Annotated in this window: 25 protein-coding genes and 5 pseudogenes; 5 read left to right on the top strand and 25 right to left on the bottom strand. The window is 35.3% G+C overall.

Annotated elements, in window-relative coordinates; translation table 11 throughout:
• Window positions 1–7: 7 nt before the first annotated feature.
• On the bottom strand, window positions 8–1,114 hold the full coding sequence (locus ACW0JX_RS05720; RefSeq protein ID WP_459245485.1) for a metallophosphoesterase: 1,107 nt from the start codon (window positions 1,112–1,114) through the stop codon (window positions 8–10).
• A gap of 34 nt (window positions 1,115–1,148) precedes the next feature.
• On the opposite strand from ACW0JX_RS05720, the pseudogene ACW0JX_RS05715 reads away from it, so the two are divergent.
• Together ACW0JX_RS05715 and cytK2 are read left to right on the top strand one after the other, a co-directional pair.
• A pseudogene (locus ACW0JX_RS05715) lies at window positions 1,149–1,262 on the top strand (TetR family transcriptional regulator); the annotation flags it as partial.
• 143 nt (window positions 1,263–1,405) lie between these two features.
• Entirely contained in the window at window positions 1,406–2,416 is a 1,011-nt protein-coding gene (gene cytK2 / locus ACW0JX_RS05710) for a beta-channel forming cytolysin CytK2 (RefSeq protein WP_000830627.1), read from the top strand.
• A 345-nt stretch (window positions 2,417–2,761) separates the two neighbouring features.
• Here cytK2 and ACW0JX_RS05705 read toward each other — a convergent pair whose 3' ends face one another.
• The 11 genes and pseudogenes from ACW0JX_RS05705 to ACW0JX_RS05655 all read right to left on the bottom strand — a co-directional run.
• Window positions 2,762–3,244 (bottom strand): hypothetical protein, encoded by a 483-nt coding sequence (locus ACW0JX_RS05705; RefSeq protein ID WP_001005735.1) that lies wholly within the window; start codon window positions 3,242–3,244, stop codon window positions 2,762–2,764.
• Window positions 3,245–3,454: 210 nt separating this feature from the next.
• On the bottom strand, window positions 3,455–4,129 hold the full coding sequence (locus tag ACW0JX_RS05700) for a hypothetical protein (protein WP_000895165.1): 675 nt from the start codon (window positions 4,127–4,129) through the stop codon (window positions 3,455–3,457).
• 118 nt (window positions 4,130–4,247) lie between these two features.
• Window positions 4,248–4,712 carry a DUF6882 domain-containing protein gene (locus ACW0JX_RS05695; RefSeq protein WP_459245484.1) on the bottom strand — a complete coding sequence of 155 codons (465 nt, stop codon included), beginning with the start codon at window positions 4,710–4,712 and terminating at the stop codon, window positions 4,248–4,250.
• Window positions 4,713–4,972: 260 nt separating this feature from the next.
• On the bottom strand, window positions 4,973–5,281 hold the full coding sequence (locus tag ACW0JX_RS05690; RefSeq protein ID WP_050842816.1) for a ribonuclease E inhibitor RraB: 309 nt from the start codon (window positions 5,279–5,281) through the stop codon (window positions 4,973–4,975).
• 222 nt (window positions 5,282–5,503) lie between these two features.
• Window positions 5,504–5,983 (bottom strand): hypothetical protein, encoded by a 480-nt coding sequence (locus tag ACW0JX_RS05685; protein ID WP_016082555.1) that lies wholly within the window; start codon window positions 5,981–5,983, stop codon window positions 5,504–5,506.
• A gap of 49 nt (window positions 5,984–6,032) precedes the next feature.
• Complete coding sequence (locus ACW0JX_RS05680) at window positions 6,033–6,251, bottom strand: hypothetical protein (RefSeq protein ID WP_043936595.1); 219 nt, start codon at window positions 6,249–6,251, stop codon at window positions 6,033–6,035.
• Between the two features lie 790 nt (window positions 6,252–7,041).
• Window positions 7,042–7,375 (bottom strand): annotated as a pseudogene (locus ACW0JX_RS05675) (RHS repeat-associated core domain-containing protein); the annotation flags it as partial.
• A gap of 725 nt (window positions 7,376–8,100) precedes the next feature.
• Window positions 8,101–8,955: pseudogene (locus ACW0JX_RS05670) on the bottom strand (RHS repeat-associated core domain-containing protein); the annotation flags it as partial.
• A gap of 341 nt (window positions 8,956–9,296) precedes the next feature.
• Entirely contained in the window at window positions 9,297–10,016 is a 720-nt protein-coding gene (locus ACW0JX_RS05665) for an RHS repeat-associated core domain-containing protein (protein WP_459245780.1), read from the bottom strand.
• A gap of 340 nt (window positions 10,017–10,356) precedes the next feature.
• The gene (locus tag ACW0JX_RS05660; protein WP_001225774.1) at window positions 10,357–11,007 is read right to left on the bottom strand and encodes a hypothetical protein; all 651 of its coding nucleotides are present in this window, start codon (window positions 11,005–11,007) and stop codon (window positions 10,357–10,359) included.
• Window positions 10,991–11,644, bottom strand: a pseudogene (locus ACW0JX_RS05655) (RHS repeat-associated core domain-containing protein); the annotation flags it as partial. The gene ACW0JX_RS05660 and the pseudogene ACW0JX_RS05655, both read right to left, overlap by 17 nt.
• Window positions 11,645–11,983: 339 nt before the next feature.
• Here ACW0JX_RS05655 and ACW0JX_RS05650 point away from each other — a divergent pair.
• Entirely contained in the window at window positions 11,984–12,571 is a 588-nt protein-coding gene (locus tag ACW0JX_RS05650; protein ID WP_000566764.1) for a hypothetical protein, read from the top strand.
• 209 nt (window positions 12,572–12,780) lie between these two features.
• Here ACW0JX_RS05650 and ACW0JX_RS05645 read toward each other — a convergent pair whose 3' ends face one another.
• The 9 genes and pseudogenes from ACW0JX_RS05645 to ACW0JX_RS05605 form a co-directional block, all read right to left on the bottom strand.
• Complete coding sequence (locus ACW0JX_RS05645) at window positions 12,781–13,854, bottom strand: sulfate/molybdate ABC transporter ATP-binding protein (protein WP_459245483.1); 1,074 nt, start codon at window positions 13,852–13,854, stop codon at window positions 12,781–12,783.
• A 13-nt stretch (window positions 13,855–13,867) separates the two neighbouring features.
• Complete coding sequence (gene cysW, locus ACW0JX_RS05640) at window positions 13,868–14,725, bottom strand: sulfate ABC transporter permease subunit CysW (RefSeq protein WP_000433860.1); 858 nt, start codon at window positions 14,723–14,725, stop codon at window positions 13,868–13,870.
• A gap of 11 nt (window positions 14,726–14,736) precedes the next feature.
• Window positions 14,737–15,564, bottom strand: coding sequence for a sulfate ABC transporter permease subunit CysT (gene cysT / locus ACW0JX_RS05635; RefSeq protein ID WP_001227879.1), 828 nt, complete (start codon window positions 15,562–15,564; stop codon window positions 14,737–14,739).
• A gap of 34 nt (window positions 15,565–15,598) precedes the next feature.
• Window positions 15,599–16,654 carry a sulfate ABC transporter substrate-binding protein gene (locus tag ACW0JX_RS05630; RefSeq protein WP_098874261.1) on the bottom strand — a complete coding sequence of 352 codons (1,056 nt, stop codon included), beginning with the start codon at window positions 16,652–16,654 and terminating at the stop codon, window positions 15,599–15,601.
• A 174-nt stretch (window positions 16,655–16,828) separates the two neighbouring features.
• Window positions 16,829–17,005, bottom strand: a pseudogene (locus tag ACW0JX_RS05625) (S-layer protein).
• 171 nt (window positions 17,006–17,176) lie between these two features.
• Window positions 17,177–18,709 (bottom strand): fatty acid--CoA ligase family protein, encoded by a 1,533-nt coding sequence (locus ACW0JX_RS05620; protein ID WP_459245482.1) that lies wholly within the window; start codon window positions 18,707–18,709, stop codon window positions 17,177–17,179.
• A gap of 161 nt (window positions 18,710–18,870) precedes the next feature.
• A complete protein-coding gene (locus ACW0JX_RS05615) occupies window positions 18,871–19,299 on the bottom strand; it encodes a hypothetical protein (RefSeq protein WP_029442086.1) in 429 nt (142 codons plus the stop codon).
• Between the two features lie 260 nt (window positions 19,300–19,559).
• A complete protein-coding gene (locus ACW0JX_RS05610) occupies window positions 19,560–20,549 on the bottom strand; it encodes a lipoate--protein ligase (protein ID WP_000897273.1) in 990 nt (329 codons plus the stop codon).
• Between the two features lie 9 nt (window positions 20,550–20,558).
• Complete coding sequence (locus tag ACW0JX_RS05605) at window positions 20,559–21,293, bottom strand: MBL fold metallo-hydrolase (RefSeq protein WP_095691263.1); 735 nt, start codon at window positions 21,291–21,293, stop codon at window positions 20,559–20,561.
• A 203-nt stretch (window positions 21,294–21,496) separates the two neighbouring features.
• On the opposite strand from ACW0JX_RS05605, the gene yhfH reads away from it, so the two are divergent.
• Window positions 21,497–21,625, top strand: coding sequence for a protein YhfH (gene yhfH, locus ACW0JX_RS05600; protein WP_000567010.1), 129 nt, complete (start codon window positions 21,497–21,499; stop codon window positions 21,623–21,625).
• A gap of 39 nt (window positions 21,626–21,664) precedes the next feature.
• Here the strand turns inward: yhfH and ACW0JX_RS05595 are convergent, their stop codons facing one another.
• Together ACW0JX_RS05595 and ACW0JX_RS05590 are read right to left on the bottom strand one after the other, a co-directional pair.
• Window positions 21,665–22,678, bottom strand: coding sequence for a LacI family DNA-binding transcriptional regulator (locus ACW0JX_RS05595; RefSeq protein WP_000103715.1), 1,014 nt, complete (start codon window positions 22,676–22,678; stop codon window positions 21,665–21,667).
• A 194-nt stretch (window positions 22,679–22,872) separates the two neighbouring features.
• The gene (locus tag ACW0JX_RS05590; protein WP_089170570.1) at window positions 22,873–23,382 is read right to left on the bottom strand and encodes a GNAT family N-acetyltransferase; all 510 of its coding nucleotides are present in this window, start codon (window positions 23,380–23,382) and stop codon (window positions 22,873–22,875) included.
• 133 nt (window positions 23,383–23,515) lie between these two features.
• Between ACW0JX_RS05590 and ACW0JX_RS05585 the strand changes: the two genes are divergently transcribed.
• Window positions 23,516–23,869, top strand: a complete 354-nt coding sequence (locus ACW0JX_RS05585) for a PH domain-containing protein (protein WP_001068226.1) — start codon at window positions 23,516–23,518, stop codon at window positions 23,867–23,869.
• A 26-nt stretch (window positions 23,870–23,895) separates the two neighbouring features.
• Here ACW0JX_RS05585 and ACW0JX_RS05580 read toward each other — a convergent pair whose 3' ends face one another.
• Together ACW0JX_RS05580 and ACW0JX_RS05575 are read right to left on the bottom strand one after the other, a co-directional pair.
• Window positions 23,896–24,201 carry a DUF2087 domain-containing protein gene (locus ACW0JX_RS05580; protein WP_000140298.1) on the bottom strand — a complete coding sequence of 102 codons (306 nt, stop codon included), beginning with the start codon at window positions 24,199–24,201 and terminating at the stop codon, window positions 23,896–23,898.
• 36 nt (window positions 24,202–24,237) lie between these two features.
• Complete coding sequence (locus ACW0JX_RS05575) at window positions 24,238–24,453, bottom strand: hypothetical protein (RefSeq protein ID WP_459245481.1); 216 nt, start codon at window positions 24,451–24,453, stop codon at window positions 24,238–24,240.
• Window positions 24,454–24,528 lie beyond the last annotated feature (75 nt).

The following is a 24,528-nucleotide window of genomic DNA, read 5'->3' as shown; positions in this document are numbered from 1 at the left end:
TTTAACCTTATTCAAACGTAACTTCTACCTGCACAATCTCCGACCTACTACCAAGTCTAAGCGGTGGTCCCCAAAATCCAAATCCAGAAGAAACAATTGCGTGGAACGCGCCTTTTTGTACGTATCCCCAGTCTAGCTCGTACATTCTTCTCGTTACAATATGATTGGGCGCCATTTGTCCGCGGTGCGTATGACCGGACAACAATAAGTCTACACCAGCATCCGCTGCCTGTTTCAACTCAAATGGCTGATGATCCATTGCGATAACTGGCATGGATTTATCCACTGTACTCATAAGTTTTTCAAAGCTTTGGCGATCTCGCTCTGTTTTATCTCTTCTTCCAACGAGATAGAAATCATCTTCAATGGTGATTACTTCATCTAAAAGAATACGAATATCAATCTTATCCATCTCTTGTAAAAACTCTGGAACCGCTCTGCCGTAGTATTCATGGTTTCCTAATACGCCATATACACCTAATGGTGCTTTCATTTGTTTCATGATTGGTCCCATATTCTTTTGAATGAACACACCTGGATGATCATCGATAATATCACCTGGCAGCAAAATAATATCAGGTTCCATCTCATTTACATGACGAACAAGTCTTTTTAAATGTGAAACGCCAGACAGTTTACCGAAATGCATATCAGAAGCCATCGCAATGCGTAAACTTTTACGCCCCTCTACTTTTTTCGGTATGTGCACTTCGTACTTTCTTACTACCGGACTATACGCATTAAATACTCCGTACGCAAAGATAAAGATAAATGCAGCTATCACAGCCGCCCCTGTCCAAATAATTGCCGCTTCTTTCTCTACTGAAAAATGTAAAAGAAAGACCATAATATCAGCTAATGGCAACAACATAAGCGCATATTGTATGACCGCAAACCAAATCGAACCTATCGTTCGCAGAAATGGCAGAAACTTAAACACTTGCACGAGGATGTACGCATATGAAATAAATGCGACTATGAAAGCATAATATCCCCAAGATTCCCAGCCAAATACCGCATGAAGCCAAACCCATCCGTTCCAGCCGATGTAAAACATAAGTAGTGTGTATATAATTAATATGGTAAATATATTGAGATAACGAAGATTCTTCACAGCCAGCCTCCTTATTGATTTCTTCTATTATAACTTGTTATGCACTTATAACGTAAATATTAAGCACTTCAATCTTCCCAATAAAAACATTGGTAAACATATCGTCTTAAAATTTTTAGGAACGGCTGTAATGGGCATTTTAGAGTCTTAAGTGTTGGATGAAATTCTATTATCTTTATCCTTCAAAACTCACCTATGCAATTATGCATATACATCTATTCCGTTTTATTTTTATGTTACGATATGAATGAAATACGACATATATCGACAAAGATAAAAGGAAGTGATTGTATGAAACGTTCTAAAACATATTTAAAATGTTTAGCATTATCCGCTGTTTTTGCTAGTAGCGCTGTAACTCTTTCAACACCTGCTGCTTATGCTCAAACAACATCACAAGTTGTAACAGATATCGGACAAAACGCAAAAACACATACGAGCTATAATACATTTAATAATGATCAAGCTGATAATATGACAATGTCTTTAAAGGTAACTTTTATCGATGACCCAAGCGCTGATAAACAGATTGCCGTTATTAATACAACTGGTAGTTTTCTAAAAGCAAATCCTACTATAAGTGATGCACCTATTGATAACTACCCAATCCCTGGCGCTAGTGCAACATTACGTTATCCTTCACAATATGATGTTGCATTTAACCTTCAAGATAACAGCGCTCGTTTCTTTAACGTAGCGCCTACAAATGCTGTAGAAGAAACGACTGTAACATCTAGCGTATCTTATCAACTTGGTGGCTCTGTTAAAGCTTCTGTAACGCCTAATGGCCCTAGCGGTGAAGCTGGTGCAACTGGTCAAGTCACTTGGTCTGACTCTGTAAGCTATAAACAAACTAGTTATAAAACAAATTTAATTGACCAAACAAACAAAAACGTAAAGTGGAACGTATTCTTTAACGGATATAACAATCAAAACTGGGGTATTTACACACGTGACTCCTATCATTCTTTATATGGAAACCAACTTTTCATGTACTCTCGCACATACCTATATGAATCTGATGCAAAAGGTAATTTAATACCGATGGATCAACTTCCAGCATTAACAAATAGCGGTTTCTCTCCTGGTATGATTGCTGTTGTTATCTCTGAAAAAAATACAGATCAATCTAACTTACAAGTCGCTTATACAAAACACGCCGATGACTACCAACTTCGTCCAGGCTTCACATTCGGAACTGCAAACTGGGTTGGAAACAACGTAAAAGACGTTGATCAAAAAACATTTAATAAATTGTTCACACTAGATTGGAAGAATAAGAAATTGGTAGAGAAAAAATAAAGTAAAAAAAAACGAAGGGACTATTTAGACTCTTCGTTTTTTACTTATTCATAATAAGATCCCGCGAGTAATATCGTCGCTATGAAATTTTATGATATATTTTTAGGCATCTCTTCACCTTTATTTTGAAAAGCATCCATTAAAATATCAATGCTTTCATCACTTATAATCAATTTATCCCCTTTTATTTCCTCTTTATAAAAAGACATATTTTCTCTCCTTTACTCTCTTATACATATCCCTTGAAGACTCTCTTTTTCTTTCTATCACACTAAACCACGCACCACTTCTTCTAATAATAAATTCAACCATTCATCCAATTTGTTTCAAAACACTCTAATACATTCAGCCTTCTTTCCATAGTACTATCTCGACATTATACTCATTCTTTAGAAAAGAAAAAGCACTTCTCATTGCTTCATCTACTACAATAAGGCTAGAATAAATTAATCCTCTTTGAGCATCGTCATATCCAATGAAATGTAATACTTCTTTTGTATATAACATGAAATCTTCTAATTCTAATTGCACACCAAAGTCCCAATTTTCATGTGCATACCATACAATAATCTTCTTAGACAATAAACTAGTTAATTCACGTTCAAATTCTTTTATTTCATTGATAACTTGTTCAGCATTTAATTCACTCATAACTTTGATAGGATTCGGTGTTTCATCAATTAAAAAGTTTACTAATGAAGCAATTTTCTTCCCGCTAATAATCTCAAATTCTTTTATAGACGGACATAACATTAAAAACTTTTCTCTAGTAGCCTTTTCCTCTACCTTTTCTCTTAACATTGCAATTTTCTTTAGACGTTCATTCACATTTATCACCTCATACATTCAGTAAATTAACATAATAAAGCGTATCATCCGTTTGAAAATACATAACCGATCCGCGGCTATAATAATTAACAAATTGAATCGGCTCTCCAAAATGTTCATAGTATTTTTTCTGAATGTCACTTAATTTATTTTTTCGAAAAAAAATTCATTTATGCTCTACAACCCTCCTTCTACTATACAACCTTGTTATTAAAGATAGATTTCTTCTTTCCAACTACTGGATTTAGATTGAACTACTATTAGATTTTCACTTTCCCATTTTAATGTACCCAAAAATCTTGCATACACCATTTCATTCCCTACCTCTTCCACCAATAATTGATCTCGAATCTTTAATCCCTTTTCATCATACACTTCACATCGTAGCTGGAAACCTTTAACACGATGAATTCCTTTTAATATGGCTATCTTCTTACGGCTTGGGCTTTTCTTAGGTGTCTTCCCAACTAAAAATATACCTTCATAGTTTTGCTTCACAATCTCTTCTAAAGTCTCCTCTATATACCCTTTAACAATAGATGATGAAAGAGTAGAGTTTTCTTCAAGTCCAGGGACAACATATTGGCGTACTAATTTGCAAAACTCTTTGTATTTCTCTTCAACTGATTCCAGTGTTAAGAAATTCATAAAATCATAAGGAACCAGTATACTAATTTCACCCGATGCCCTATTCACTTTATATGAAACATCAGTGTGCTCCTTAGCTAAACAATAAACAGTAACTTTCTCAATTTCTTTTAATCCCATCTCAAACTCGCTAACTTTCTTTGCGAAAATCAACTCAAAAATCCTAATTTCATGTACAAGCAAATAATGTTTTTTAGGACGTTTTTTTTTCCAATCGTAAAACTTTACTTCAAGCAATATAATTCACTCCTTTAAATTTATCACCATGGCATCAGGGACCTATGATACCTTTTATTAATTTATTAAACTGTACTCCTTTTTCATTCTACCTTATCTATATTTTTAATATGCTTACTCACAACGCACGCGGTGACATAACAGCCATAAATACATCACTTCTCTCACCTGGTGCCATATACATTCCTTCTGCATCTAAATATTCAATGGAAAAGGCTGCTAGCTCATACGCCATTTCTTGATCGCATTCAAAAAGTGGATTTATAAAAACCTCACTTCCTGTAATCTTTTGTAAATCTTTCAAACAGTTAGACTTACTTCTTGTATAATCAGCCACATTCTCATTAGCCCAAGACCACATCCAACTGTTACTCTTTCTAGACCAGGACCCTATAAAAACAACACTAAATTCAAGTAACACTTGACCATTTTTTTTAAACTGTAATATACATTGATCTTGATCATACCAATACTCATCAAAGTTATAGATATTATAATCCGAAATGAATTTTTGCTGTTTACTTTCTAATTTGTCATAACACATAACAAGATAATTCTCGAATTGTTCATCCGTCATTGCCAATTATCACACGCTTCCTTCCTTCAAGATCCTCGCTACAAACAATATATCTTACTCTCTCAAAACCTATATAAAGTGAAACTTTAATCAGCCCTTACCAATTGGGCTTTTACAGGCAGCCCGCCCCCCACATATCATATACGTTTCTACCACTAAGCTATCTTAATATATACAAAGAAACAAGAGCTTATATAAGCTCTTGTTTCCATAAATAGTTTCTTTACTCAGTCCAATTTATTTTATCACGATAAATAAATTCAATATTACACAAATGCACCCCAACCATCTGTATATCCCCCAAACTCTTCACCCAGTTTATTCAATTCCTTTTGCATCTCTACGATATCCTCATAAATTAAGAACATTTCTTTAGAACAAGTACATGTCCAATCTTCAAATTCTTCATTATGTACAATAAACTGATTAATCCTCTCTTGAACAAGTAAACTTAAATTATCAACATTACGATTATAATCATCAAATAAATCTGTTTCATAAATATCAGTTACATTACTAACACGATATATATTTGCATCTTCAATACGTTGAACCTTTTCGAATGTAAACTCCATAATACACCTTCTTTTCTCTCAAAGTTATATTTATTCCCATCCTATTCTCATTTAATAATATTAAGTTTATTATTCCTAATTGTTTTTATAAATCAATAATAATCTAATTCTCCTCATAGAGAATCCGCTTTTCACCTTATAATACGCTACTTGTAGAGTACGCATACCGTTCCCTTTTTCATATCTGTTTCGTATAACGGATTAATGTTGTCTCCATTAAAATCAAAATTCCGAATTATAGGCATTTAAATCCCTAGCTTCTTTAAAGTAATTTCTAAATTTATCATCAATATTTATATCGTTACTTAATAACAACATCAAACTGGAATCCCAACAAACAATTTCAAGTTTTGCTTGAGGGTGCTGGATATTTGGACTTGGTACCCAGAGTCCTTCGTTTCCATTTGCATAGGGCTCTACAAGCAAATTATTAATATCAATGTTTATAGATTTATCAAACGCAGATAGTACGCCCCAAATAAATTGAGGATTATATTTATTTACGATATTTGAAAGATCTTCACCTGCTATCCAAACTATTGGATGCGACATTTTAGGATAATCTCGGATAAGTTTCTCTTCCTGATGTGCGACAATCTCCATGTCTGTTATAAGCCAATTAAACTCTTTTTCCCTACCTTGAAATGAGTCAAAAACGGAAGCTAAAACTGTATGTTTAGATCCATATAAAATGAAGTTCATCCAATCCCTCCAATTAGTAACAATCGATAAATTAGCCTTCTTGAACTTATTATGTGTAGATGATTAAACAAATACCAATGAATACTGTTACCATACACAATATAATAGTTGTTGCAGTATCTAGCAAAATGCTTACGGCTAGGAAAATTATTGATTTAAGAGCAAAAGAAGGTCCTTTTTCTTTCCATTGCCGATAGATTTGTATCATTGCATAAATTAATGGAATCATACCACCTATAATCAGAATAATCCCTATTATTTTCCCCATGTTTCCCCTCCTTTTAAAGATTCGAATCAATAAATATACTATATAATCATACGCCCTCAGAATATATCCTTATATTTTTGGGGTTATTCTACACATGCAAAACTCTCTAATCATAGCTACACTCGTATTAAGCGCATTGTTAAAAGTTATATAATCTTTCATTCTGTAATTAACGTAACTTTCCATCTGCTAAAAACTTTGCAATACAGCTTAACATTTTCTAGGGTATTAAATTTCCTAAGATATCAATTAGCTCTTCTAATGCTCTTCCCAAATCGTTTATATTGTCTCGTTCATCAAAACCTTTTTCCATTAATTCATCTACTATAATATCTCTCAATTTATTTTTTCAGTTTCTATCATACTTAAGTCTTCATAAACATTTAACCATAGTAAATGTTTATTTTGTGATTCTAATGTCTGTTTCAATAAAATCTGCATCTCTTTATTTAATTTAAACAACCTTATCTTCTCCTTTCCCAGTTTATTTTGAACCCTTAGCAAAAGTTGTAATTACTTTACCTTTTTTATTTAAAACTACTACAGCCTGTTTACTAGTAGATTTAGTTCTACCACCACTTTGTATAACTTTTTCGCCAGTTTTAACGGCATTTAAAATGGCCTTAGATGATACTCCTATACCATTACGACCAATTGATTAATTTATAGCATATTTAAGTATATTCAGTGATTTGACCTGCTACTGTTTTCTTATATTTGTACTTTAATGGCTGCTTTACAGCAAGCTTAGCTACTGGAACAAACCACGCTAAATGACCATCTGGATCTACTCTGCATACGTATATCCATTTTGCGTCACTGGATCAGGATTCACCGATAAGGACACACCATGGTCTGGATTGTAATAACGTGCAATCAGATAATACATGCCAATTTCTTTATCATACATGTATCCCGCATATCCAAATGGATTATCTGCTGCGATACCTTTTTCGTCACTCTTTAATGCGTTACCCCACGAATACATTGCTTTCACCTTGTTTTGTGATCGCTACAATTTGGTCATCTTCGTTCCATGTATACTTATATTTTCAATCAGATGTACGATTGCCATTCGCATCATAAGTTAAAGATTCGTTTCCGAATTGTATAAGTTTATTTCCCATAGCATCAGCAGTACACATAAGGTTTTCTGTTTATTTAAAATAAAAAAGTGTATCTCAAAATCAAACTATTTGTTTAGATTTTGAGATACACTGAATTTACTTTTCTTTTTCAAAAACAACAGCCAATAATTATCAAAGATATTCTGATTAATAAATTAATTTTATTAATCAAGAACGACCTATATGGAGTAAAGGCTGTTATGATTATATATTAGACTTACTACTAAAATCGTTACCACCCTATAACGTCTCTTTTTCAGCAGAAATACCAATAAATGTATTTCCATCTCCATTTTACTAATTATCTTCCCCTTTTCTTTTATAAAATCCCACTGGCTATCCCAACACACATACATAGAAAACAGTCTGCAAGAACGATAAGTTGTGAGTAGTTTACTGACGAGAAGATTCATAATCAAATATAACACATGATAGTATTACCAAAAATACTACACCACCATATTGTATAGCAAGAGGAATACCATTTAAAACAGACCCTAATATGTTTGTAAATGTAACAATAAAAAGTAGTGTAAGTATCGTTAACATAAGTACGGCTGAAAATAAGTAACCTTGTTTGATACATTTAAAAATCCAGCCTATTCCAATACATATTAAAATTATACGTACTGGATACTTTAAAAGTATCGAAAATAAATTCTCTACACTATTAAAATTCATCATCATATTCACCAAGATCACTTTCTGAATTTTTTATTATTTTAGCGATAGTTTTTATATGCTTTTTTATACCCTTTGTATGCTGCCGAACCAAAAACATAAGCATCTTCTATTAATCCAAAGCCCCAAAATGCTTTGAGACCTACTTTTAAACCTGCTTTTCTAGCAGCTTTATTTACATATGCTTTGTTATAGACCGGCTTATTTTTATTTATATAATTCTGTTTACCTGTAGCATACCCATAAAAATACCCTGCGCCCAAAGCCAACCCTTTTCCAATACTCAGATAACTATCAACCCACGCTTTCCCACCAGCTTTCGCGCCAGCCTTTGTTGCATACCAAATACGTTTTGCTTTCTTTTTCCATGCTTTATGCCCATCCGGATCCACCATCATCACCGGATTATTATCCGCATACGTATACCCATTCTGCGTTACTGGATCATCCTCATCACCTGAATCTGGATCCACCGATAAGAACACACCATGATCTGGGTTATAGTATCTCGCAATCAAGTAATACATACCAACTTCTCTATCATACATGTATCCCGCATATCCAAATGGACTGTCCGCTGCGATTCCTTTCGCTTCGCTCTTTAGGACGTTCCCCCATGCATCATATTCATAGCTTGCGACTATTTGTCCATCCTTGTCGGTCATTGCTATTACGTCACCGCGCGGGTTGTAGTGGTAGTATACCGATTGACCTTGGATTTTCATTGCTAGGCGGACGCCGTCTTTGTTGTAAACGTATTGTCGGAGGACTTTTCCGTTCCCGTCTGTTTCGTATAGCGGGTTAATGCTGTCACCGTCGTAGAAGTAACGGGTTACTTGTCCGTTTACGTTCTTTTCACCTTTTCTCGTTAAGGCAACAAGTTGATCTATCTCGTCCTATATAAGTAAGGACATAAAGTTATGTCCCTACTTACTATCATCGTACTTCCAATCAACTACACAATTTCTATTAATAAAAGAAATCACCTAGTTTTATAAAACACAAATGAGCAACAAACAGCCAGCGCAAAAAAGAATAAAATCAAAATTTTAATACCCCAACTTAAAAAGTTAAAATATGGAGTGAAGATTATAACTATTATATATATGAGCCATATTACTGTAATAGTAAACGGAATGTATTCTCTTGATTTTAAGAACATTATTGACAAATATAAAATCCAACCTATCCCTATACTCCATGTAATAATTGTTCCACCTTCAATAAAAACCATCTCCTATCTTCTTTTTTTCTTCTTAGGCCTATAATTTATATAGGCTTTTTTATACTCTTTTTGATATTCATACAAGAAGATGCCTGCGTCCGCAGCAAACCCATATACTCCTACAGCTTTACTACCTCTTACTATAGCAGCCTTTATTGCTTGTTTACCTGCACCTTTCAACACACTTTGCATCCCTTTTCGATTTCCAACTTTTACTTGAGATGCCTTTACCTTTGATTTTGTTTTAGATTGTTTCCACCCTTTAGATGCTCCCGTTATAAATGGTCCCAATTTACTAACAAAATTCCCTCCACCCATAAGATTAAAACTATAGCTCTCTGCCCAACCTTTTATTCCGGCTCGTACTGCTCTATCATTGGCATAAGCCGTTCTCTTATCATAAACCCACAATTGTGTCGTTCCCCAAGGACGATATGCCCAATGCCCATCCGGATCCACCATCATCACCGGATTATTATCACCATACGTATACCCATTCATTGTAACCGGATCATCTTCATCACCCGGATCTGGATCTACCGATAAGAACACACCATGGTCTGGGTTATAGTATCTCGCAATCAAGTAATACATACCAATTTCTTTCTCATACATGTATCCTGCATACCCGAATGGATTGTCTGCTGCGATACCTTTTGCGCCACTTTTTAATACGTTACCCCATGCATCATATTCATACGTTGCTACAGCTTCCCTATTTTGATCTGTCATCGCGACTACGTCACCATGAAGAAGTTGTAGTATACTGTTTGTCTTCGTGATTTCATTGCTCAACGTACACCATTTATTAAATGCATATATTGACGAAGGGCAGTCCCATTTCCATCTATCCCATATAACAGGGTGATACTCTCTGCCTTAGGAGTAATAGGTTATTTAAAATAAAAAGTGCATCTCAAAAATTACCTGTTTAATTTTCGAGATGCACTGAATCTATAAAACTTTATATTCCACTCATCATTAAAAAGAATATTAGCAATGAATTAATTTTATAATCCTAGAACGACATGTATAAAATATTACTACTTTCAATACTTGCATTGTCATTCCTTTATTGCAGACCAGCATAGTTTTCAATTAAAGCTTTCCTATACCTTTTTCCTCCATCGCGAAAAATTTCTTTATGGTACTCCTCCGTTTCAATAAGAAAATCAGAAAGAGGCTGCCATATCGTTGTATCAATCATCTGATCCCTATAAATATCTTTTTCACTAATTAGCAACGCTACGTCGTCACGAACATCAATCACCAACAATACCTTTCCAGAAGAAAATAGTATATAAAGTACAAAATGATCACGCAGTGAGCATCCGAACTCTTTTCCATCCTTTTCTTCCCGCCATGTGATAATATCCCAATAGTCTTCTGATGATATATTCACATCAAACTTTGCTGCCTTTTTTACATCTTCATCATAATATCCGCTCTTAGTCCAAAATAGAAAAGTTCGATATCGAAAAGTTTGTTTTGTACATATATATGCCGTACGCTCTCCTAAAACTTCGCCTATTTGTTTTAACGAATCAATAAATCCCTCAGCACCAAAATCATAACAACTAAATAACAATACATATTTATCAAGGTCACCCCTGACTACATACTCTGGTAAACTTTTTTCCATATCTACCATCTCGGCAATTCTTTTATAAACAAAACTATACTCTTCCTCGGTAAGTTGAAATAAGCTATCTATTTTTCTCAACCTTTTTCCCCTTTCCCTTTAACCTAAATTTAATAACATCTTTCTTTTTTTTCTTCCCTCTTCCATAATACTCAGCAGTATTCTCACCATTACTCGATCCATTGCGAGTAGTTATTTTCCTTCCGTTTTTAGTAAAATTCCTAATTTGCAAACCATTTCGGTAAGTTATGTCTTGATTCCATCCTGCTTTTCCTAATCTATTGTGTAATTGGCGCAGACTTATATTAACCCTAAAATTTGATACAGAATTTCCAACTGTAGTATTAGTAAAATTAAGCTTTTTGCCATATTTAAATGTATTATATGCTAATTTCGCACCTTTATAAGCTGCTCCACCAACTAATCCGACACCAACAGCTACTGCAGCTGCTTTCCAACCATTCTTTTTATACGCTTGATACCCATCATAAGCTGCGAATCCTGCGTTTAATACCATCCATGCAAAATGACCATCTGGATCGGTTAGCATGACTGGATTATTATCCGCATACGTATACCCATTCATTGTAACCGGATCATCTTCATCACCTGGATCAGGATCCACTGATAAGAACACTCCATGATCTGGATTATAATAACGCGCAATCAGATAATACATGCCAATTTCTTTATCATACATGTATCCCGCATATCCAAATTTAAATAAAAGAAAGAGTAAAGTAAATATAATTTTAAAATTCAGAATATTTCGTGTACAAAATCCGACAATTTAACAACATTTTCCTAAACATAATCACAGAATACTTTTTTTATTATATAATTGAAGTTTAAAGATAAATAAATCTATCATAAAAAAGAAAAGACGATTTCTTATCTCATTAATGCTTGTAGTATCCCCACCCCATTTAACGATTGATAAAATAAGACAAGGGCCTTTTGGAATCATCGGTTAAACTTGCAATTTAGTTGAAGAAGGAACGTAACTGATGATGCGGAAAAACGTAGTATATAGAAGACTATGTAAGGAGTTTGTCATATGATTGATAACAGAATTTCGAAAGATTATGATCATGAAATAGATGATTCTTTAAAAGAAATTACAGATACAACCATCTTACTTAATTTTCAAAAAGCGATTGTAAGTTTATATCCTCATCTAATACCAATTCATGCTTTTGCCTATGACGCATGGGATGATATTGTAATGCCATTGTTTTATGAGATGGTATATAAAACTTTTGCTTTTAAATACGGGATAGATATTAACTTTAAAGAAACTCATACCTATATGTTTTCGCTTAATAGTTATAAAGGGATACATCACATCGAGTGTGTTCCAAAGTGCACGACATTTAAGATTTATATTAACGAAGAATGGATTGAAATGGATAATAAAAGTTTGAAAGAAAATGTATTTGTATTTAAGTCATTTGGGGATGGATTGCATTTTCTAACTGGTGGAATTGAAATTGAAGATGCTTATCGTGTAGGATTTGACCTTGTTGAGGTTGATATTGTTTCTACCATAACAGGTCTTCCATCTAAAACAAGTATTTTTATTGATAAAGAGCATGTAGACTTTGTGTTTGTCGCAGAAACATATGATACAAATATACAAAATTAAAAATTTTATGTAAGAACGTAGGAAGAATATCTTCATTACTACTCGTATCAAATAGTTGTTTGAACACGCTCCGCTATTATATATACAAACTTCCGACTACATTTCATATGAGAAAAAGTTATTACGATAAACAAAGAAAAGGTCTCCTAAAATATCTTTTAGGAGACCTTTTCTTATTAATAGATTTTGTAATTTAAGAGTGAACACTCTTAAATCACAAAATCCTCCGGAATAAACACCTTCACTTCTTTCGGCTGTACGTATACAACATCACCAGCTTGAATGCTGAGATGCTTGAACTGTTCTTTACTTATTTCTGCTTCTAAGTACTCATCTGTTCCATCTCGTTTTAATTCTACATATACGACAGGTCCAACTGCGTGAGAGTATGATACTTTGGCCGGGATTGCATCTACGCTTTGTTTCGTACGAGAGATTGATAAGTCATGCGGCCTTACGTAGGCTATTCCATCTACGTTGGAAACGTGCTTATGCTCTGGTGCTTCTAGTTCGACCGATCCTACATTTAGCTTTCCTTTATGAACGCGGCCGTGAAATAAATTTACATTTCCTAAAAAGTCATATACAAACGGACTTGCTGGGTTTTCATATACTTCTTCCGGTGTTCCCATTTGTTCAATGCAGCCTTCATTCATTACAACGATGCGGTCTGCAACGTCTAACGCCTCTTCTTGATCATGTGTCACGAATACGCTCGTAATTTGAAATTCGTCATGTAATTTTCGGAGCCATCTGCGTAATTCTTTTCTCACCTTTGCATCAAGTGCACCGAACGGTTCATCGAGTAATAAAATTTTCGGTTCGACTGCAAGTGCCCGGGCTAGTGCAATACGTTGACGTTGTCCACCAGATAATTGCGCTGGATAACGTTTAGCAAAGCCATCCATTTTTACGAGCTTTAATAATTCTGTTACCTTTTCTTCTATTGCTTCTGCTGACGGTCTTAAGCTTTTCTTTCTTACTTTTAAACCGAAAGCGACATTCTCAAATACATTCATATGCTTAAAGAGCGCATAGTGCTGGAAGACGAAACCGACTTGCCTGTTTTTCACGTGAATGTCTGTTAGATCTTCCCCATCAAATGAAATAGAGCCTCCATCCGCTTCTTCTAATCCTGCAATAATGCGTAATAACGTCGTTTTCCCAGAACCTGACGGGCCTAATAAGGCAACAAGTTCACCTTTTGGAATATCCAAATGAATGTCTGTTAGTGCTTGAAATGTACCATATTGCTTTGATACACCTTGAATTTGAATACTCACCGTAATCCCCCTCTTATTGTCGTTTTTCCATTCGCCATTCAATCCAGTTTTTTATAACGAGTGTAAACACTGCAATTAATGACATTAACGTCGCTACTGCAAATGCTGCTGAAAATTGATATTCATTGTACAAAATTTCAATATGGAGCGGCATCGTATTCGTAATGCCACGCACGTGACCTGATACGACAGAAACAGCCCCAAACTCACCGATAGCACGGGCATTACATAGAATCATGCCGTATAAAAGCCCCCATTTTATATTTGGAAGCGTAACGCGCCAAAACATTTTCCAGCCACTTGCGCCAAGTGATAAAGCTGCCTCTTCTTCACTTTTCCCTTGCGCCTGCATAATCGGAATTAATTCACGTGCAACGAACGGGAAGGTTACAAAGATTGTTGCGATAATAATGCCTGGTACAGAGAAAATGAGTTTCACTCCATGTTCAAGTAACCATTCGCCAAGAGCACCCCTCGGTGTGAAAAGTAAAACGAATACTAATCCTGCGATAACTGGTGACACAGCAAACGGTAGTTCAATAAGAGAGAGTAATACTTGTTTTCCTTTAAACTGAAACTTTGTAATAAGCCACGCGGCCGCTACCCCAAATATCGTATTAAGAGGCACAACGATTAACGCAACGAGAAGCGTTAATCTAATTGCTGAAAATGCTTCTTGATCTGTAATAGCGGCAATGTATACATCCATCCCTCTTTCAAAGGCTTTTAGAAAAATAGTTATGAGTGGCAGTAATAGAAAGAGAGATAAAAATAAAACTGTAATCGTAATTAATATGCCTGGTACAAGCTTAGATTCTTTTTTAGCTGATACGCTTTTTACTATTTTCTTTTCTAATACTGTTGGTTCCATTTTCTCTCCTCCTATTCACTTTTTAGTTCATGCCTTCTACTCCAGCTTTGAATCATATTAATAAGAAGAAGGAAAAGGAGAGAAATAATAAGCATCACAGTCGCTACAGCTGTTGCCCCCGCGTAATCATATTGTTCTAGTTTCGTCATAATCATCAGTGGTGCAATTTCTGTTTTCATCGGCATATTACCTGCGATGAAAACGACAGATCCGTATTCTCCTAATGCTCTTGCAAATGCAAGTGAAAAACCGGCAAGAAGAGCGGGAAAGATCTCTGGTAAAATGATTTTCACAAATATTTGCAAGCGGGATGCACCTAAACTCGAAGCCGCCTCTTCTACTTCTTTATCAATATTTTGCAGCACTGGTTGCACCATTCGAACGACAAATGGTAAACCGATAAAAGTAAGCGCAACGATAATTCCGAGTGGTGTAAAAGCTACTTTTATATGAAACAGACTAAATATTTTCCCAATCCATCCATTTTCCGCATAAAGCGTTGTAAGTGTAATACCAGCTACAGCTGTCGGAAGTGCAAACGGTAAATCAATAAGTCCATCTAATAGTCGTTTCCCTGGAAATTTGTAGCGTACGAGCACCCAAGCTATTAATAAACCGAAAATGGCATTTACAATAGCAGCTGCAAATGAAGTTGTAAAACTAACTTGATAGGAATGCAACACACGCTCGTTCGTTATAACCCCAGCGAACTTCTTCCAACCTAACTGTGAAGTTTGAATAAATACGATAGAAAGTGGTATAAGTACGAATAAACTCATGTACAACATTGTAAATCCAAGCGATAATCCAAACCCTGGTAAAACACGCTTCTTCCTCATCCTCTTTCACCTCATCCCCCTTTAGCAGTACGCATTATTTTTGATAAATTTTATCGAATACGCCGCCGTCATTAAAGTGTTTTTCTTGTGCTTTTTTCCAACCACCAAATAGTTCATCTACTGTAAATAATTGAACTTTCGGAAATTGGGATGCATATTTTTCTGCTACTTTTTCATTACGCGGACGATAAAAGTTTTTCGCCGCAATTTCCTGTCCTTTTTCTGAGTACAAATATTCAAGATACCCTTCTGCTACTTTTTTCGTTCCTTTTTTATCAACGACTTTATCTACAACCGCTACTGGTGGTTCTGCAAGTACACTAATAGAAGGGGTTACAATTTCAAATTTATCTTTTCCAAGCTCTTTTTGAGATAATAACGCTTCATTTTCCCATGCGATTAATACGTCACCAATTCCTTTTTCAACAAATGTTGTCGTTGCTCCGCGCGCTCCTGAATCTAATACTTCTACGTTTTTATAAATTTGGCTAACAAACTCTTTCGCCTTATCTTCACTATTATTATATTTTTTCAATGCGTATCCCCACGCCGCTAAATAGTTCCAACGTGCTCCGCCTGATGTTTTTGGATTTGGTGTAATGACAGACACACCTTTTTTCGTTAAATCATCCCAGTCTTTAATTCCTTTCGGGTTTCCTTTTCGAACAAGAAATACAATTGTTGACGTGTATGGAGTGGAATTATTCGCAAGTCGCTTCTGCCAATCTTCTGCTAATTGTTTTTTCTTGCTAATGGCATCAATATCATAAGCAAGTGCTAGTGTAACAACGTCTGCTTCTAAGCCATCAATAACAGAGCGCGCTTGACTTCCAGATCCCCCATGTGATTGTTTTACATTTACTGTTTGCCCATGCTTCTCTTTCCAATACTTCGCAAATTCTTTATTAAAATCTTGATATAACTCCCTAGTTGGATCATAAGAAACATTTAAAAGCTCAACTGTTTTTTTATCTCCACTTCCTTCAGAATTACTAGTGGATGTTGCCGAACCACACCCTGATAAAAGTACAACTGCTGATAATAAAACACCTGTACTTTTCATAAACGCTGTCTTACCCCACTTTTTCATCGTTAAGCCCCCTTAGTTTATACAATAGAAAAAGGCACACAATATATTCACAAATGTGAACATTGTGCGCCTTCAGTTTATCTGATTAGCTTCTAATGTATTGTATTCGATTTCTTTTCATTTTAATTCTGTAATTCATATGTGTCAACTTGGAATTTGAATTTTCTTACTAAACTAAAATATTGGCATACTTCGAGCCCAATGATTTTTCAAATCAGCAAATTCTTTTGGTAACTTACTATTTTCATTCCATTCTAATTTATATGCATTTACTAACACCGTAGCCATTTATTCACGGTTCATTACTCCATTTTGATTAAAATTACCGTTCTTATCACTTTCAGAGTTCATTTCATCCATAATATCACAAATAAGATATTGCACTCGCCGTAAGCGTTAATTCCTTCTGTTCTACGTATATCTCCTCCTTGTTGGTCATATGAAGGTTTAAATATATGGCACCACCGCTTAATCAATACACAAAAAATGAGGCAACCACCTTCAAAGATGGTTGCCTCATTTTTACACTTGCATCGCTTTCTCTCTCAATGCTCTTCTTAACAACTTACCAGTCGTATTCTTCGGCAATTCTATTAAAAACTCAATGCTTTTCGGCACTTTATATTTCGCTAAATGTAACGTGCAGTAATGCATTAGTTCTTCTTCTGTTACGTTCATTTGTTTCAGAACGACGTAAGCTCGCACTGCTTCTCCTAAGTTTTCATCAGGAACACCGATTACGACAACTTCCGCTACTGATTCGTGCGTATATAATACTTCTTCTACTTCACGAGGGTATACGTTATAACCGCCAACTAGGACGATATCTTTTTTACGATCAACGATATAGAAGTAACCTTCTTCATCCATTTTCGCCAAGTCACCTGTATATAGCCAGCCGTCTTTCAATGTCGCAGCTGTATCTTCTGGTGCATTATAGTATCCTTTCATAACGTTAGGTCCGCGAACGATTAATTCACCGACTGCGCCGACAGGTACTTCTTCCCCAAGTTCATTTACAATTTTATTTTCTACATGCCAAATATTTGTGCCAATCGACCCTGGTTTACGAGGACGATCTAGCGGATTGAAACAAGTAACTGGTGATGCTTCTGATAAACCGTATCCTTCTGAAACAATAACGTTAAAACGTTTTTCAAAGTTTTGCAGAAGAGCAACAGGCATCGATGCACCACCGGAAATACAAAGGCGAAGCGTCTTCACATCTTCTGCGCTTGCTTCTTCAAATAAATATAAATAATTGTACATCGTCGGTACGCCAGCAAAGATCGTTGGTTCATACGTACGACAAATACGGAATACTTCTTTCGGACTAAATTTCGGTAACATTAAAATCGTTGCCCCGTTCACAATCGGTGCATTTACCGCAACTGTTAAACAGAATACATGGAACATAGGCAGTGCCGCAACAACGCGGTCATCAGCCGTATATTGTAAATACGAAGCCACATCGCTCGCATTACTATATAAATTTTTATGTGTGAGCATAGCGCCTTTCGGTTTTCCAGTTGTGCCCGAAGTGTATAGGATAACCGCTACATCTTCTTCATCTAGTTCAGGACCTTCGTAAGTTGTATCTCCAGTCCCCACAAAACTAGTAAACGTTTTCATTTTTTCGGTTTCTGTATGGTTAAAATCTGATGAGGTTTCGCATATGATGATGTTTTCTAATGAAGGAAGTCTTGTTGTAAGAGATTGTATAACAGGTAGAAGGACGTCGAGTACGATGATTGTTTTTACATCTCCATTTTGTAAAATGTAATGCATTTCGTCTGCTGTATAAATTGGATTAACTGGAATAACAGTTGCTCCGGCTTTCATTGTTCCGTATAAACCGACCAAAAAATGTGGTGAGTTCCCAACAACTAATGCGACATTGTCCCCTTTTCCAATGCCCATTTCTGCTAAATTGCTAGAAAACCTTGTGACCATTTTGTTTAATTGGTCATATGAGACCGACTGATCCATAAATATATAAGCCGGTTTATCCCCCTTCTTTTTTGCCGTTTCAGCCAAAGATTGAACGAGATTCACAAAAACCCCACCTTTATAAAATTTAGAATATTTAAAAATTCTAAATTAATTATATTAAAAGAAAATTAAAGTGGCAAGTGATATTCTATTAACTGCATATAGACAGATCACCTTCTCTTAGTTTACTTTGGAAAAATAAGGGGATTTTATTTACAAGTAATTTATGAAACTAGACCAGAAATCATTTTAGGATAATATGCATTCATCTTTTCTCTAAGTTTATTAAGTTCCTCTTTATTTAACGTCGTATGCTCGCCGTGCAAGTTAAGAGCGTCCGCTCCATCTTCATGAAAATACACCGTAACATATAACGTCGGTAACCCTTTGTTGTTTTCATCTATTGATAAGACGACATCTGGCTTTTTATTAACAGTGCTGAATGTTTCATTTCTTTTCCACTTCTTATTTTGAAACATGTCTTGTATATCATGTATCTTTCGTTTGTTATCTGTATGCGTAAAATATATAACATTATCCTCAGCCGGTTTTCCGATAGACAAAATTGTACGACTTGAGGGCAATCCACTGTTACACGCTGTCATTCCGATGACGAAGCTGAGTAATAATACAACGTACATCACCCTTTTCATATCAATCCGCCTCCTTTTGAATATATATATTCCTTTATAAGAGGCAGATGTCCTGTGATTTTATGTTTTGTGGTAAATGAAATTATATGAGCGATTTTTCAGTTATATCAGCGCAACTCGGTTTATATCGGCGATTCTCCAAATATATCAGCGCAACTCAATTTATATCGGCGATTTTTCAGTTATATCGACTTACCGACAAAACCTGACAATCTACGCGAAAAGAAAGAGGCTGCCCGTTATGGAAGCCTCCCTCATTTTTAGAAGAATAAATGTAAGAAATCTTCTGTTGTAATGTTACCGAAGTAGCGTGCGATATCTACGCCTTCTAAAGCTGCAGTGAATGCATCTTTATCGAACTGAACACCTGTTAGACGCTCTTCGATATCATGAACATCTAGTGAACCGAAGAAGTCGCCGTAAATTTTACATTCTGTTACTGTTCCTTTTTTCACTTCAAGACGAACATCAACTTGTCCAACTGGGAAGCGGTGTGAATGTTGTAAGTTGAACTTCGGTGATTTTCCGTAGTTCCAATCCCAATTTTGGTAACGTTCTTCAGAAAGTTTGTGGATCTCTTTCCAATCATTTTCTGTTAATTCATACGTTGGGATTTCTGTTTCTCCTTCGAAAATTGTTTCTAGAAGAAGTTGTCTAAACTCCTCTGTCGTCATTTCTTCGTTTAGGAACTCTGTAATGTTCGCAACGCGGCTACGGATTGATTTAATACCTTTTGATTGAATCTTATCCATTTTTACTTTTAACGCTGATACAACGTGATCGATTTCAGAGTCAAATAGTAACGTACCGTGGCTGAACATACGACCTTTCGTTGAGAACTGCGCGTTACCTGAAATTTTTCTACCTTCAGCTAAAATGTCGTTACGACCACTTAGTTCTGCCTTTACACCTAATTTACTAAGCGCTTTCGTTACAGGCTCTGTGAATTTTTTGAAGTTGCTGAAACTGTCTCCATCATCTTTCGTAATAAAACTGAAGTTTAAGTTTCCTAAATCATGATATACTGCGCCTCCGCCTGATAGACGACGAACGACATGAATACCTTTTTCTTTTACGTAATCTGCATTAATTTCTTCTACTGTGTTTTGATTTTTACCAATGATAATCGAAGGCTCATTAATGTAGAACAGTAAATATGTTTCGTTAATATCTAAATTCTTCACACAATATTCTTCGATCGCTAAGTTTATTCTAGGATCTGTAATTCCTTTATTATCAATAAATAACATCGTATCACCTCATGAGTTCCATACGTAGCCACTATGCGCTAGCGTAATATGGCCACTGAAAATTTGTTTTGCTTCTGTTACTAAATCAGATGGGTTGCCTGTATGCGGTAAGTGCGTTAATAAAAGTTCTTTTACATTCGCATCTTTTGCAATACTTGCTACTTCTGTACTATTCATATGCCCTGCTTTTGCAGCCTCTTGATGTGCATACATATTACACTCACAAATGAAAAGATTAGCATCTTTCGTGAATGGAATGAATTCAGGAATATAACTTGAATCAGCGCTGTATACTACAGCATCATCTCCAGCTGTAATACGCATCGCAAAGCATGTAACAGGATGAACAGTTTTTAAGAACGAAATCGAGAACGGTCCAACTTGAAGTGTTTCTTCTGGATTGTACGCGATTCCTTTCGTATGTGGTTCATGTGTTAAAGAATGGAATCCATTCTCGTCAAACGTATGACCGTATATTGGTAATTCCGGTAGTTGCCTTGTTGTCGCACTCGTAATTAATCTCGCATATTGCAATACCCCAATGTCCGCAACATGATCGTGATGATAGTGTGACAGTACAACTGCATCTATATGAGATGGTGTTATATATTTTTGAAGCTGTGCTAGTACACCACTACCACAGTCTACAAGTAAACGAAAACCATCGTGTTCAAACAAATACCCCGACGTTGCTTCTCCCGCTTCTGGAAAGCCGCCCCAAAAGCCGACAACAGTCATTTTCATATGTATCCATCCTTTCTAAAACCGAGTAGGAATGCAGTTTTTCTCCGTACTTGAGAAAGTTTTTTACTTACATCCTACATTGTTAACTATAATCCATTTCCTAAACTTTTTCATTAATTTTCAATTTTGTTATAAAACAGTTGTTGACTTTTATTTTTTGTACTAATACAATGATAGTAAGAAATGGAAATGGAGGGATTGACATGATCGATCAACCAATGGAGTTTTTCAGAAATTTACCGACGAAAACTTGTGCGCACTGTGGGAAAGAAATTGATGAGCAGCACGAAGCATACCATAACAAATGTGACGATTGCGTTCACGAAGAATAGTAGTTTGTGAACATAAAAAAACCTAGCAGACATAGTCTACTAGGCTAATAACATCTTATCCTTCATCGTTGAACCTTTCACCAAGAGCTCCAGTTCAAACTCATACAATTCTTTTTTTCGATAATTTTTCGTATGGATTTTATCCATCATTAGGTCGACAACTTTTCGGGCCATTTCATCAATTGGCTGTTCAATTGTCGTAATACCTGGTTCTGTAATCTGCGATAATATTTGATTATCAAAACCGATAACAGCGAGATCATCTGGAATGCTCCAGTTATGGCGTTTCGCCTCTGAGATAATTCCAGCTGCTACCTCATCGCCTCCTGCCAAAATCGCGGTAGGATTTTTTTTGTCCTTTAACACTTCATGGAATATTCGTTTTCCATCTTCCCAAGAGAAAGCGTTTTCAAGAAAGTCAATCGCTTCTACTTGGCGGCTCTTCTCAGTTATTGCACGTAAAAAGCCCATTTTTCGCTGCTGGCTAACGACTTTGGTTTCGTTACCACGGCAAAAAATAAGATTACGATATCCTTGATCTAACACATGCTTCGCAGCTATGTATGCTCCTTGCGCATGATCAAACTTCACTGTTGGAATATTTGCTTCCTCAATATATTCATTACACAACACGATTGGACCGTGCTGTAAGTATGGCTCTACATCTTCCCACGGATTTTCTAGTGAACATAGAATAATCCCATCTACTTGCTTCGTAGATAATAATTGTAAATACTCCATCTCTTTTTCCGGTAAATATCTTGTTTGACAAATAATCAGTTTATATTTATGTTCAGAAGCAGCAATCTCGATTGCTTCGATAAATCTACTGAAGAAAGGATTTGTAATCCTTGGAACTAGCACCGCAATTGTTTCCGTTTTTTGTTTACGAAGCCTTCTCGCCGCAGAATTAGGAACGAAGCCTAAATGCTTCATTGCTAATTGAACCCTTTTTTTCTTCTCATCTGAAACATATGGATGATTATTAATCACCCTAGAAACCGTTGTCCTTGATAACCCCGCTAATTTCGCCACGTCCTCTATAGTCGACACGAAATTCTCCCCCTTTGCATGAAAACGTTTTCTTAAATTGATTATATAGTATATTATTGGAAACTGCAATATCGGTTGTTATGATTTTACTATATTAATATTATACATAGGTAAAAGTCTGTTAATGCAGGGGCAATATACTGCTTTTAGAAATTTACGTTATGTACATTCCTTTTCTTAATACCATATATCCTTTATTCAATATAAAACCCCATCAATACGTCATCTCCATATGATCCATCCTCATATTTAATTTGCTTTCGTTGTCTGCCTTCTTCTACAAAGCCCATACGTTTGTACACTTTAATTGCCCGATCATTAACAGAAACTACACCTAAACAAATTTTTTCTAAACCTTTCTGCCCTTTCGCCCAACTAATAAGAAATTCAATTAATTTCGTGCCTATGCCTTGATTACAATACGCCTCTTTAATCCCCATTCCCATTGTGCCTGCGTGTTGTAACCGTTCTAGTTCATATCGGTTGAAAATTAAAAATCCAACTACCTTCCCATCTACTTCATACACGATATAAAGATTACCTTTCTCATTACTTTTCCGTATCTTTTCTCTTTCTGCATTCATATCATTCGGTAACTTCTTTGGGGATACTATGAAAAATTTTGTAGTAGTTTCCGATAATATAATTTCTTTTCTAATATTCATAATTGCTTCTGCATCACTCTCTTTTACTAACCGTATCATTGAATCACCTCGTACTTTTTCTTTTGAAAAATAATATTACAACTATAAAACGCCCAATATGCAATATTACATATTGAGAATCTTTTTACTCTTGATACAATATTCATACATCAAAATAAAAGGAATGTATGCAATGAATCCAATCTTAACAGCTGCAAAACAACTATTACATAAAGAAGAAAAGGTTTTATCTACTTTAAAATGTTCACTTACTGGCTATATGATTACGCATAAAGTCCCGTATCCTGGCATGTTACTTGCTACTAATCAAAGACTTCTCTTTTTTAGCCAATATAAAAACACATTCATTGCCGAATTTGATTATGAAAAAATTCTATCCATAGAAACGAAGAGAAGAATCTTTGACAAAAAAATAATATTTTACTATGAAGATGAATATATAACGCTTGGATACATTACAAGTTCGAATGTTGAAGCGTTCATAGACTTACTACAAAGAAACAGCAAGACTAGCACAGGCTTATAATCAGCGGGGATCCCCTCGCTGATTCATTATTTTAACTCCTCCCACTTCGTCCAAACTTCTCTCCCGTTTATACGGTACATATTATCCTCTCTATCCATAAACCTATGTACAATAAATTCACGTCTAATTGTACAAAAATCATCATGATATTGTTTTATAAATGTATTAATTTCTTTTTCTGTATATTGATTTTCAGCATTTAACTTGCTAACTAAATGCTCTAACAATACTAGTTTTTTCTTTTTTTGACCTGGAATCGATTTTAAACGATCCTCTTTATCGAAAAAGTTACGAATGGTCGTATCCCTAAATTTCATTTCACTTTCAGTCATTTTGTTGTCCTCCATCAGCTTTTATGTAATACAACTTTATTGTTTTTCTTTACCGTTTTTCTTTATTTTTTCACTTAAAATATCAATAAAGTAATATCCACTAATTAACACATAGTAAGATACAAGTATCCCTATTGCATCTTTCATACTTGTATATTTTTCTTTATGAAACAAGATAGGTGAAAGGGCGTAAACAAGAAAGATTATTAGCGGATTTACGATAAAATAATAAGTAAGATTTCCTCTTATCATATCAGCTCCTCTACCCTATGTTTCTCTGTAAATTGTTGTAATTCCTTTTCTTTCGTTTCTATAGCTTTTAGAAAG

Source organism: Bacillus sp. C-3-6 (assembly GCF_054509685.1).
Note: the sequence above shows the minus strand (reverse complement) of the source record. Positions and strands in the feature narration are given on the sequence as shown.

Excerpts from the sequence above, each read along its gene's own strand:
- ACW0JX_RS05650 (WP_000566764.1), top strand. The coding sequence starts at position 11,984 with ATGATTGATAACAGAATTTCGAAAGATTATGATCATGAAATAGATGAT.
- ACW0JX_RS05575 (WP_459245481.1), bottom strand. The coding sequence starts at position 24,453 with ATGATAAGAGGAAATCTTACTTATTATTTTATCGTAAATCCGCTAATA.
- ACW0JX_RS05685 (WP_016082555.1), bottom strand. The coding sequence starts at position 5,983 with ATGAACTTCATTTTATATGGATCTAAACATACAGTTTTAGCTTCCGTT.
- ACW0JX_RS05585 (WP_001068226.1), top strand. The coding sequence starts at position 23,516 with ATGAATCCAATCTTAACAGCTGCAAAACAACTATTACATAAAGAAGAA.
- ACW0JX_RS05690 (WP_050842816.1), bottom strand. The coding sequence starts at position 5,281 with ATGGAGTTTACATTCGAAAAGGTTCAACGTATTGAAGATGCAAATATA.
- cysT (WP_001227879.1), bottom strand. The coding sequence starts at position 15,564 with ATGAGGAAGAAGCGTGTTTTACCAGGGTTTGGATTATCGCTTGGATTT.
- yhfH (WP_000567010.1), top strand. The coding sequence starts at position 21,497 with ATGATCGATCAACCAATGGAGTTTTTCAGAAATTTACCGACGAAAACT.
- cytK2 (WP_000830627.1), top strand. The coding sequence starts at position 1,406 with ATGAAACGTTCTAAAACATATTTAAAATGTTTAGCATTATCCGCTGTT.
- ACW0JX_RS05615 (WP_029442086.1), bottom strand. The coding sequence starts at position 19,299 with ATGAAAAGGGTGATGTACGTTGTATTATTACTCAGCTTCGTCATCGGA.
- ACW0JX_RS05580 (WP_000140298.1), bottom strand. The coding sequence starts at position 24,201 with ATGACTGAAAGTGAAATGAAATTTAGGGATACGACCATTCGTAACTTT.
- ACW0JX_RS05590 (WP_089170570.1), bottom strand. The coding sequence starts at position 23,382 with ATGATACGGTTAGTAAAAGAGAGTGATGCAGAAGCAATTATGAATATT.
- ACW0JX_RS05605 (WP_095691263.1), bottom strand. The coding sequence starts at position 21,293 with ATGAAAATGACTGTTGTCGGCTTTTGGGGCGGCTTTCCAGAAGCGGGA.
- cysW (WP_000433860.1), bottom strand. The coding sequence starts at position 14,725 with ATGGAACCAACAGTATTAGAAAAGAAAATAGTAAAAAGCGTATCAGCT.
- ACW0JX_RS05665 (WP_459245780.1), bottom strand. The coding sequence starts at position 10,016 with ATGACAGATCAAAATAGGGAAGCTGTAGCAACGTATGAATATGATGCA.
- ACW0JX_RS05610 (WP_000897273.1), bottom strand. The coding sequence starts at position 20,549 with ATGTTATTTATTGATAATAAAGGAATTACAGATCCTAGAATAAACTTA.
- ACW0JX_RS05630 (WP_098874261.1), bottom strand. The coding sequence starts at position 16,654 with ATGAAAAAGTGGGGTAAGACAGCGTTTATGAAAAGTACAGGTGTTTTA.
- ACW0JX_RS05680 (WP_043936595.1), bottom strand. The coding sequence starts at position 6,251 with ATGGGGAAAATAATAGGGATTATTCTGATTATAGGTGGTATGATTCCA.